At 47.3% G+C, this 11071-nt stretch carries 14 protein-coding genes; all 14 read left to right on the forward strand.

What is annotated here, in order from left to right:
- Nucleotides 1-172: 172 nt before the first annotated feature.
- Entirely contained in the window at nucleotides 173-532 is a 360-nt protein-coding gene (locus J4G02_15315; GenBank protein ID MCE2395935.1) for a hypothetical protein, read from the forward strand.
- A gap of 105 nt (nucleotides 533-637) precedes the next feature.
- Nucleotides 638-835, forward strand: a complete 198-nt coding sequence (locus J4G02_15320; protein ID MCE2395936.1) for a hypothetical protein — start codon at nucleotides 638-640, stop codon at nucleotides 833-835.
- A gap of 115 nt (nucleotides 836-950) precedes the next feature.
- Nucleotides 951-1754, forward strand: coding sequence for a hypothetical protein (locus J4G02_15325; protein MCE2395937.1), 804 nt, complete (start codon nucleotides 951-953; stop codon nucleotides 1752-1754).
- Between the two features lie 126 nt (nucleotides 1755-1880).
- A complete protein-coding gene (locus J4G02_15330; GenBank protein ID MCE2395938.1) occupies nucleotides 1881-2426 on the forward strand; it encodes a nucleotide-binding protein in 546 nt (181 codons plus the stop codon).
- A 68-nt stretch (nucleotides 2427-2494) separates the two neighbouring features.
- The gene (locus J4G02_15335; GenBank protein MCE2395939.1) at nucleotides 2495-3901 is read left to right on the forward strand and encodes a HEAT repeat domain-containing protein; all 1407 of its coding nucleotides are present in this window, start codon (nucleotides 2495-2497) and stop codon (nucleotides 3899-3901) included.
- Nucleotides 3898-4887: a CfrBI family restriction endonuclease gene (locus J4G02_15340; protein MCE2395940.1), complete on the forward strand. Its 990-nt coding sequence runs from the start codon at nucleotides 3898-3900 to the stop codon at nucleotides 4885-4887. The genes J4G02_15335 and J4G02_15340 overlap by 4 nt, the downstream gene beginning before the upstream one ends.
- A 159-nt stretch (nucleotides 4888-5046) precedes the next feature.
- The gene (locus J4G02_15345; protein MCE2395941.1) at nucleotides 5047-6090 is read left to right on the forward strand and encodes an NAD(P)-dependent alcohol dehydrogenase; all 1044 of its coding nucleotides are present in this window, start codon (nucleotides 5047-5049) and stop codon (nucleotides 6088-6090) included.
- A 54-nt stretch (nucleotides 6091-6144) separates the two neighbouring features.
- Nucleotides 6145-6906: a DUF59 domain-containing protein gene (locus tag J4G02_15350; protein ID MCE2395942.1), complete on the forward strand. Its 762-nt coding sequence runs from the start codon at nucleotides 6145-6147 to the stop codon at nucleotides 6904-6906.
- A 43-nt stretch (nucleotides 6907-6949) separates the two neighbouring features.
- Nucleotides 6950-7978, forward strand: coding sequence for an amidohydrolase (locus J4G02_15355; GenBank protein ID MCE2395943.1), 1029 nt, complete (start codon nucleotides 6950-6952; stop codon nucleotides 7976-7978).
- Nucleotides 7979-8038: 60 nt separating this feature from the next.
- Nucleotides 8039-8767, forward strand: a complete 729-nt coding sequence (locus tag J4G02_15360; protein MCE2395944.1) for a hypothetical protein — start codon at nucleotides 8039-8041, stop codon at nucleotides 8765-8767.
- A 24-nt stretch (nucleotides 8768-8791) separates the two neighbouring features.
- A complete protein-coding gene (locus J4G02_15365; protein ID MCE2395945.1) occupies nucleotides 8792-9148 on the forward strand; it encodes a vitamin-B12 independent methionine synthase in 357 nt (118 codons plus the stop codon).
- A 28-nt stretch (nucleotides 9149-9176) separates the two neighbouring features.
- A complete protein-coding gene (locus J4G02_15370; protein ID MCE2395946.1) occupies nucleotides 9177-9383 on the forward strand; it encodes a hypothetical protein in 207 nt (68 codons plus the stop codon).
- A gap of 159 nt (nucleotides 9384-9542) precedes the next feature.
- Complete coding sequence (gene selD / locus J4G02_15375) at nucleotides 9543-10517, forward strand: selenide, water dikinase SelD (GenBank protein ID MCE2395947.1); 975 nt, start codon at nucleotides 9543-9545, stop codon at nucleotides 10515-10517.
- Nucleotides 10518-10574: 57 nt separating this feature from the next.
- Nucleotides 10575-11071, forward strand: a 497-nt coding sequence (locus tag J4G02_15380; protein MCE2395948.1) for a TIGR04348 family glycosyltransferase, incomplete at its 3' end; no start/stop codon positions are given.

An 11071-nucleotide genomic window follows, 5' to 3' on the forward strand; every position in this document is an offset into this window, starting at 1 on the left:
GTCACACACATCTCATTGAAAGGCGTTCTCGGACTGGATTCGCAAGGCTCCAAATTGGTAGGATTGATGATGGAACTGAGGATCTTTAAGCGTTCAGTTATCAAAGGTAAAACCAACACTAGACTGAGGGAAACACGGATCGGTCACAGTTTAGAAAATGAGGAGAAAAGCAATGAAAGTATTTGGATTTGCCTGTATCGTAATAATAGGATTAATAATCTTCGCAATGCTGCTCGGCACCTCTCGCAACCCAGGTGATACAACAACAGGTAATAATAGCCAGACATATATTGATCGGGGTAAAGCAAAAGCAGATGACAAGACATACTTTGCAGCCATAAGCGATTATGATATGGCGATAAGCCTTAACCCAGCTAACGCTGATGCCTACTTGCTTCGAGGCTTCGCAAAGCGAGAAATAGGAGGCTACCCGCAAGCAAATGAGGATTTTGAAAGAGGACGTCAACTTGCGGAAGAAATGGGCAACGGGAAGCTCCAGCTCCTCCTTATAGAAGCAATGTCCACACGCTAATAAGGAAGGAAAACAAATGCACCCGCAAAGAAAGAAGATGCAGACCATCTAAAATTGAGTTACGGGTGAGGTTGAATCAATAAATTGAAAGGAGATGAAAAGGAAGTGAATGCTATCATATTCCCTATTGAATCGGTGATCAAACCGAGCAAAGCGTTCCAAGAATACGCACTTGCAATGGATCGACTCGACCAAGCATGGCTTCTACCTCATAATAGTGAAGAACACTATCAAGACTATTTAGAGGCAGAGAATGCCTATATTCAAGCTGATAGAGAACTGAGAGTAGATAGATCATCATAATGGCAAGTATTATCTGAGGCGGAAATACTCAGAATGTCCTATAATTTTCTTATCGGATATTCATATTGAAAGGAGATATAAAATGGAAAAATTTGTTTAACTCGATGATATTAGTTTGGCTATTCGCGCAGAAAACATTGAGTGTGTTGAGGTTATCGGCGAGGGGAAAAATGAATGGGCACTGGCGGTGCATGTACGAGGACGCTATGAGCCTTACAAATTATTAGGAAATCAGCTGCATCTTGCACGGTTGTATAACATACTTTTAGACCATAATCAGCCTTACCGGGCATCAGCCCAGAAAGGAGGAGATAACATGGAAAGCACAGCAAGAATTAAGACGGCAAAAGGTAACAAAATTAGAGTGAGTGATATAGGAGACTTCCGAATCGTTGACCGAAAGAGTATGATGGATATGATCCTCAATTTTAATCAACTTCTTATAGAGTATGAAACAGAGGAGGATTTCAGAGAAGTATTCCCACAATCAAATAATGACCAACACTTCTTATTGGCACAAAAGAAGGACGATGAGTTAAAACAACGGCAACGAGATTTAGAAATGGCACTTGATGCAACACCAAATATACACTATACATCCTTAGTACATGAATCCCCACACATGGCAATAGTAAAAAAACTCAAATCATCAATGCAATATGAGCGATACTACATATTGGCAGCGGGGTCAGAATCAGAGTGTAAGGAATATAAGAAAAAAGCAGAAGAAAAGCAAAACAGATTTGAGATGAAAGGAGAAGCTATGAACGAATCACCTTTGCCAAAATTGACTGAAGGCAAAGAAAAGGTAAAACAGAAGATACAGGAGCGAATAACGAGGGGGGAAGAACTACTTGGCACATTGGAAACTTCTATTGATGAATATAGTGCGGACTTGGTAGATGAATGTTCTCGGTAGTCACAGTATAATGAAAATCTTTTGATGACTTTGTTTAGTGAGGGTTTAGGAAGCGATAGTTACAGCCCATTCCCTAGTCGCGGAGGCTTGATCTATGTTCCCAAACACTTACTCACCGTGAACAGAATGAAAAAGAGCATTAACAGCTTACAGGGAATCTACGAACGACTTGACCTATACGACGAATCTTCAGAACGTTCAAATACGGCACGGCACAGTTTCGGCAATAATGTATTTATCGTGCATGGGCGTGATGATGAATCCAGATATAAAGTTGCTTTGTTCGTCAAGGAATTGGGCTTAAATAATATTATACTTGATCGACAACCCGACGAAGGTATAATTGCGATTCTTGATAAGTTTGAACGAGAGGCTAAAAAAGCAGATTTTGCTATCGCCTTGCTAACCCCCGACGATGTTGGTGCATTAAAAAATGAAGCAGAAACTCAACTCAACTCCAGACCCCGCCAGAACGTCGTTTTTGAACTGGGTTATTTTATAAGTGCATTAGGGCGACAAAAAGTATGCCTACTTATCAAAGGAGAGATAGAAAACCCTTCCGATCTTGATGGGATACTTTATAAACGCATAGATGGTGATGAATGGAAGTTGAAAGTAGCTCGCGATATGCAGAAAGCAGGATTGCCAGTTGATCTGAATGATGTGCGTTGAAATAAGGGAGAGAACGCTAATAAGGGAACGCACATCCCATCCCTTGCTTTACTATCTAGGGTAACTCAATGCTAACCAAAACGTATATAGAAGAACGAAAATGGGCAGGTGACAAACGATTTTTCATCAAGAACCTCGCGTTAACGAATAACGAGCAGCCCCTCCGGTTTGTTCTCGAAAAACTTGGAAGGCTTCCATCAGATTTTGATAGAGAACCCTTCTTGAATCTGCTAAAACATGAGCACCCCAATATCCGGCTGCTTGCCGTTAAGAATCTCGGTAAGTTAAAGGATGTAACATTGCTTGATGCTATCTCAAAATTTGCACAAAGGGAGGCAAATACAGCTACTCGTCGTGAAGCAGTATCGGCTATTGGACGAATGCGGACACCGAAATCGGTCCCAATCCTTATCCAATTTCTAGAGGACATCGACCCCAAAGTTGTCTTGCAAGCAATTCGCGGGCTTATTAATTTTAAGATGCTCCCTGAAGTTCAATCTGCGTTTTCAGCGTTGGTGAACCATCCGAATGAGTTAATTCAAGATGCTATAAATCGGGAGTTGACGCCGAACACAGAACCCACACAAGAGAGCACGCTTCCACATTCTCACAGTATAGATGCCCTCAAAAATGTCATTATCCATGCCGATGTGAGAGATGTATTGAGTGCCACGCCTGATGAGTCAATCCACCTGACTTTCACTTCGCCGCCATACTATAATGCCCGTGACTACACACTTTACGAAAGCTACGAGGCATACCTACAGTTCCTCGCTGATATTTTTAGACAGGTGCATCGTATTACAAAGGAGGGGCGTTTTTTTGTCCTCAATACCTCCCCGGTTATCGTTCCGCGTATGAGTCGTGCCCACTCCAGTAAGCGATACGCCATTCCCTTCGACCTCCACCCGATGTTGACGCAGATGGGGTGGGAGTTCATTGAGGATATTGTCTGGGTGAAGCCGGAACGAACTGCCAAAAACCGAAACGGCGGGTTTTTCCAACATCGCAAACCGCTCGGATACAAGGCAAACTCCGTCACGGAATATGTGATGGTCTACCGCAAAAAAACGGATAAGTTGATAGATTGGAATATGCGTCAATACGACGAGGAGACGGTTGAGGCAAGTTTGGTCGAGGGAAACTACGAAAAAACGAATGTGTGGCATATCCACCCAGCGAGCGACAAGATCCACCCGGCAATCTTCCCGACCGACTTGGCAAGGCGGATTATCCAGTTTTATTCTTTCAAAGGGGATATAGTGTTTGATCCGTTTGCAGGTATCGGAACAGTGGGTGTAGCATCCCTCATGTTAGAGCGTTTTTTTCTTCTTACTGAACAGGAGGAGAAATATGTCCGTAAGGCGATACAGACTATGCAGACTGTTGATGATCCGCTATTTAACGATTTCCACCCCAAATGTTTAAACTTGGCTGAATTTAGAGTATTACTCAATAAGGAAAAAGAACGATGACTATTACCGGTGTTGTTATAAAGAATATCATACGTAAATTGTTGGCAGGTGAGGATTATCGTGCTGAGATTGTTGCGCTTATTGATGCCGAATTTTTACAATATGTCATCGACTTTTTCGGTCGAGTTGTTGATGCGAAGTTAAAAAATCATTCCGTGACGGTTGATTGGTACAAAGAGGAATTCCTCAATCCGAAACTTGACAAATCAGATATTGCTGTACATTCAGGCTTGAACATGAAAACGATCACGAATATGTACGAATCTTCAGCGAAACAGATTGTACTTGATGCCTCTAGGGAGCATTATGATGTATTACTTAACGCAATTCAAGATTTGACAGAGCAAAACGACGTTGATATCTCGTTGACGATAAAATTTCGGACGGTCAGTGTAGATCTCAACATTAACGAGAGTTTAATCGTTATTAACACACTTGCTGTCAAACGCGCCGCGTTGCGGGGTGGATTATGGAGTGCGGCAGGAAAGCAGGTTGAGAAACCGTTGATGACAACACTTTGTGCTCTATTCCGTGTTCCACTAAAGTATTTTCCACAATCTGTTCTTCCTGCTTCAGGTAGTGAAGTGGAACGTGAAGCAGACTTTTATCTGGCTGATAATGCTGGAATGAGATACCGTTGCGAAGTAAAATTAATGGGCAAAGGAAATCCAGAAAGTGCGGATGCTCCACATGCTCGTGATACCCAAGTGTTTGTTGCGGATACGATCTCCGATCTGGGTAAAGCACAACTCGACGATTCAGGCATCCATTGGGTAGAGCTACGAGATGAAGGCGGTTACAAGCGATTTGAGCAGGTCTTAACGGCGTTATCAATTCCCTACCAACCATTTGAAGGTGATGTACAAAAAGCGTTAGAGAAAATCTTCCCAGTTATACTTTCTGATGATGTTCAATCTTCAGTGACTCCTGACATTATTCTTCAAGAGCAGAGCAGTGATGATTCACGGTTGTTAGTGGACTTTTAATAAGCCATGGGAAGTTTGCTGGCACTTCATTTTTAGGAGAGTTCAGAGCAAGATTAGAGTTGATGGGTTTATCCGAAAAGGGGCTCAATAATGTCCGATAATTGACAGGGAAAAACAGCCGTTCATGCTGGCTCGGACTCGGAAAAGGAGGACATCAACATGAAAGCCGCTCAACTGTATGCGTATGACGAAGAGATGAACGTCGAACTTAAAATTGAAACCGTACCGGAGCCAACCATCAGCAATCCGGAGGACGTGATTGTTCGTGTCGGTGCTGCAGGCTTGTGCCGGACAGATCTGCACATCATCGAAGGGGTATGGCGCGACGTGATGGATACGGACGGCGCGTTGTTGCCCTACATCATGGGACATGAAAACGCTGGTTGGGTTGAGGAGGTCGGTACTGGCGTGAAATCGGTGAAGCCCGGTGATGCCGTTATCTGCCATCCCTTGCGGTCGTGTGGAATCTGTGCCGGCTGCCGCCGGGGCGAAGATATGTACTGCGAGAATAACATATTTCCGGGACTGAGTGCGGACGGTGGCTTTGCTGAGTATTTCCTGACCAACGAACGGGCGTTGATCAAACTTAACGAGAATGTGTTGCCGGTGAATGTGGCTCCCATGGCGGATGCCGGTATCACCGCCTACCGGGTTGCCAAGCGGGCCGCGAAGATATTGAACCCGGGCAGTTATTGTGCGATCCTCGGTGTAGGTGGGTTAGGACACATTTCCCTCCAGTGTTTGCATGAGTTGTGCGGGACCCGTACCATTGCGGTTGACCAGAGTGAAGCTGCCCGAAAATTGGCTAAAGACTTGGGGGCTCACCATGTGCTTGACGGCGGTCCCGATGTCGTTGAAGAGTTGAAAGAACTCACCGGAGGCGGTGCCCACGCCGTCATTGATTTTGTCGGAGAGCTCGGCGCAGAGCAACTCTGCTGGCAGATGTTGCGTCAAGGCGGGACTCACTTCGTTGTTGGCTACGGCGGTAAAATTGAAGTTCCCACCGTTCACATGATCATCAATGAGATTGCAATTGTCGGTAGCCTTGTTGGCAATTATACGGAATTGGTCGAGTTGATGGAACTTAACGCTGAAGGGCGTGTCAACATGCGTGCGGAAGAGTACACGTTGGATGACATTAACACTGCTATCACCGACTTCAAAAATCGTCAGATTGTAGGACGAGGAGTTATTGTTCCCTAATCCTGATTACGCAGAAATTGATGAGAGTCCAGCACGGCGTAAGTGGAGGGCAGAATGTACGATGATGTGCGGTTATCGCTTCCTGATACCCTAGATCAAGAGGTCATCTTCAAACGGCTGGAGAGAGTGCTCGATCCTGAGCTTGATGAGTCTATTCTGAAACTCGGTTTCGTCAAGTCGATTGAAGCCGAAAGCGATCATCTGACAATCGAATTACATCTTCCGACCTACTGGTGCGCGCCCAACTTCTCCTATATGATGGCTGAGGATACCCGCCGTGAACTGATGACGGTTAGTGGAATCCACGATGTCGCGGTTCGCTTGAAAGATCATTTCGCTGCGAAGACAATCGAGGCGGGTGTGAACACTGGCAAGTCCTTCTCGGAGGCTTTTCGGGATGAGGCATCTGAAGATCTGTGTCAACTCAACGATCTTTTTCGCCGAAAAGGGTATATTAGACGTCAAGAACGTCTGTTGCAGGACTTGAAAAGTGCGGGTTTATCACTTGAGGAGATCGCTGTCCGACGCATTGGTGACCTCTATTTTGAGGACGAATCTTATCGGATCCGGCGTAACGATGGTCGGATATGTGATGTTGGGGAGGCTGAAGTCGCTCGTCAATACTTGCAGCGTCGAGCGGAAATGGACCTTGATTGCTCGTCCACCGCGCCTTTGATAATCGATCTGCGTGGTAGGGAGGTCACTGCCGAGCAGTTAGAGAAGTATCTGATACGTGCGCGCACTGTGCGTGTCGCACTGCAAGCCAACGGGTCGTTCTGTACCGCTGTGCTGGCAGCACGGAAAGGTAAAAACTGAGCTAGAGTCATAAATGCCGTTGAGTATACAAGGAGCCTTACTAATGTATAAAGAAAATGGGCAAGAGATTTTTGTTGTTGACGGACATATGCACTTTTGGGATGCCAACCCGGAAAACTGGCGTAACGAGTATGGCGAAGGCTGGATCCGATGTTTCTATGACTTTCATACCGCCCTCAGTCCTGAGGAATATGTCTGGTCCTTTGAAAAGTATTGCAAATACGGTGAAGAGACGCTAATCAACGATCTCTTTTCGGAGGGATACGTCGACGTTGCAATCCTCAACTCAACGTATCTTTACGAGTTTTATAAAAATGGGTTTAACACCCATCAACAGAACAACGCGATGAAAGCGAAGTACCCTGACCGCTTTATTCTCTGCGGTTCCTTTGATCCCAGAGCGGAGGAGGCGGGACTGGATGCGTTTCGGCAGATGGTAGAGGATTACCCGATTCAGGGACTCAAGCTCTACACCGCCGAATGGCGAAATGGGTCGAAAGGTTGGCGGCTGAATGATCCGTGGGCTTACAAGTATTTTGAGCTTGCCGAGGAACTTGGAGTTAAAAACATCCACGTCCACAAGGGACCAACTGTTTATCCCCTCAATCGCGATGCTTTTGATGTCGCCGATGTGGATTATGCGGCAACGGACTTCCCCAATCTCAACTTTATCATTGAGCATATCGGGCTGCCGCGATTAGACGATTTCTGCTGGATTGCCACGCAGGAAAAGAATGTCTATGCCGGCATGTCGGTGGCGATGGCGTTCATCCACTCACGTCCGAAATATTTCGCCGAGATAATCGCCAACCTCCTGTTTTGGTTAGGCGAGGATAAGATGATTTTCGGCAGCGACTATGCGATCTGGACGCCCAAGTGGTTGATTGAGAAGTTTATGGCACTTGAGTTGCCGGACGATATCAAAGAGGAATATGGGGTTGACCTTACACCAGAAGCCAAGCGCAAGGTCTTAGGTGAAAATGCCGCCGGTCTGTATGGGATTGACCTCTCCACCCATCGAGCAAAACTGAGTCAGGATGAGATTGGTGTCAAACTTGCCGAGGACGCATAAAACGACACTGGAACTTGGAATCGTGCTATATCGACCTGACCATTATTGCGAGGGATGTCCATGATCGCGGCACATACCGATGTCGTTGGAAGTTTGCTCCGTCCGCCTGCACTTCTCAAAGCGAGAAGTGAAGTCGCCACAGGCAAAATGACGCAAGCGGCGTTCAAAGCCATCGAAGATCAAGCGGTTGATGAAGCGGTTGCACTTCAAGAAGCGGTGGGCTTGGAGGTGGTTACCGATGGTGAAATGCGTAGGCTATCCTTCCAGAGCCAGATGACAGAAGCGGTCAGTGGTTTTGGCGAATATGATCTCAATGCGTTCCTCTGGGGTGATTGGTGTGGCGACGGAGGTGCGGGGAGTTTGAGCCTAGAACGCCCCAAAAACTTGGGCGTTGTCAACAAACTCACCCGCAAACGTCACCTTTCAGCAGAGGAATTTATCTACCTGCGAGCGCGGACGACTCGCATACCGAAGATCACGTTGCCCAGTCCTAGTCTGTGGATAAACTTCTGGTCGTTAGAACATTCCCTGTCCCCCTATCCTACACTCGATAGCTTTCTTGCGGATGTCGTCGATATTCTACGGGATGAGGTCGCCGAGTTGGTCCGATTGGGTGCAACCTACATTCAACTTGATGCCCCCCATTATCCGTTGCTGCTCGATGCCCAAACGAGAACTTTCTACGAAGAACAAGGTTGGCGTCTTGATCAGTGGCTGGGCCGAGGCCTCGAGATGGATAACGCTGTGATTGGCAATTTTCCAGAGGTGACCTTTGGCTTTCACCTCTGACGCGGCAATCAAGGCAGCCGGTGGTTGGTCGAAGGGGGATATGATCTGATTGCTAAACCGATTTTTCGTGGTATCCGTGCCCAGCGTCTGCTGCTCGAATACGACGATCAACGCTCCGGTTCATTTGAACCGTTGCAGGCGATTCCCGATGACAAGATCGCCGTGCTAGGGTTGGTTACGACTAAAACGCCGCGCCGAGAGACGCCGGAAGCACTCACTGCGCGTATCAAGGAAGCTAGCCAATTTGTGCCGCTAGAACGACTTGCATTAAGCCCACAGTGTGGCTTCTCAACTTCGGTCCTCGGCAATCGCATTACAGCAGCAGACCAGAAGCATAAGCTGTCAGTAGTTGTTGAGACTGCTAGAAGGGTGTGGGACTAAACTGGAAAAATGTTTGAAGGAGGAAAACATGGCGCAAACCCCTAAAAATCATCAAACTCGAACCAAATCTATTGGCAAATGGACAATTCGGATTAGATCTTACCAGCTCGGTGATGTGTATATCTGCACTGTAGATAACGTGAGCCCCGGTGCTGTCATTGCTCGGTCTACAGCTGCGACCCGAGCGGATGCAGAATCTGAGGCGTTAGCGCAAGCGAAAGCAGCGATGGCATAATCGTATTACGAAATTGCTGATTTGACAATATTACATTAATTATCTAAGTTTTGAAAAGTTCGGAGCGATAGGATGAACTTAAATAGATTATCACGAAAACATACCCTAACAAGTCTGGCAAAAACGTGTGGGTGAGCGGCGAAAGTCAGTCCAGTTGGACTGGGGGAACTCCTCGCTAAACTGCCGAAGAAAAATGACCCGAATCTGCTCGTCGGATTTGAAACTAGCGACGACGCTGGCATCTACCGCCTCAACGACGAGATGGCACTGGTTACGACCGCCGACTTTATTACGCCGCCGGTAGATGACCCGTATGTGTTCGGTCAGATTGCTGCTGCTAATTCAATCAGCGATATTTATGCGATGGGCGGAAAACCTGTGACCTGTCTGAATCTGGTGGGGTTTCCGGCGGATAAATTGGATCCAGAAATCCTGCACGGAATTGTCGAAGGCGCGTTGAGTAAAATCACTGAATCTGGCGCAGTCTTGGCGGGTGGTCATACAACTGATGATGAGGAGCCGAAGTTCGGGTTGTCGGTCACTGGGATTGTGCATCCGGAAAAATATTGGCGGAACGTCGGTGCGGAGCCGGGAGATGTCCTGATCTTGACAAAACCGATCGGCAGTGGCGTGATTTTTAACGCCAACCTGAAAAATTGGGTGTCAGATCAAGCGTTAGACGAATGTATACAGACGATCACGACGCTCAACAAGCAGGCGGCGGCGGCTATGGCTGGGTTTGACATCCATGCGGTAACGGACATCACCGGATTCGGATTGGGCGGGCACGCCCTGGAAATGGCAGAAGGATCGGGCGTGACTTTAGAGATTCGTACCGACGATGTGCCGATTATGCGTGAGGCGCTGGAAATGTACCAAAAAGGGATGCGGACAGGTGTCAACGCCGCCAATCGAGCGTTAATTGAGGATTCCACACGTTTTGAAAAATCACTTCCTGATTGGCATGAGGAGCTTTTCGTGGATCCGCAGACCAGCGGTGGCTTGCTGATGTCAGTCCCTGCCACTCAAAGCGAATCGCTGCTGGCGGCTTTACACAATGGCGGTGTGCCAAGAGCGCAGATTATTGGGAATGTGAAATCCTTTGTTGAGTCCACCCATCTTGTTTTTGTATAAATGATGAAAATCTGCTTAATTACCCCTGCCCCAACATACTCCCGAAAGGGCAACCGTGTGACTGCCCTTCGGTGGGCTCGCATCTTACGAGAACTGGGACACCGTGTCGTTATTGCAGAGGAGTATCAGGGGGAGCGATGCGACGTTCTGGTTGCGCTCCATGCCCGGCGCAGCCACGCCTCCATTTCGCATTTCCGCCATAAACATCCAGAGCTGCCCCTTATTCTTGCCTTGACTGGAACAGATCTCTACGGCGATATCCATGCGGACGCATCAGCCCAAGAGTCTCTGGAGATGGCGGATCGCTTCATTCTGTTACAGCCTGCAGGCATCGAAGAACTTTCAGAACATCTGCGCCACAAAGCGTCGGTAATCTACCAATCGATAACAGCACCACCGGGGCAATTTGTTCCAAAGAAGAGCGTTTTCGAGTTGTGTGTGTTGGGGCATCTGCGTCCTGTGAAGGACCCATTTCGTACTGCGATGGCCTCCCGACAGCTGCCGCCATCATCCCGAATTCAGGTGGTACATGTTGGGGGGGCGCTCACCGACGA

It is taken from the genome of Candidatus Poribacteria bacterium (assembly GCA_021295755.1).
Classification (GTDB): domain Bacteria; phylum Poribacteria; class WGA-4E; order WGA-4E; family PCPOR2b; genus PCPOR2b.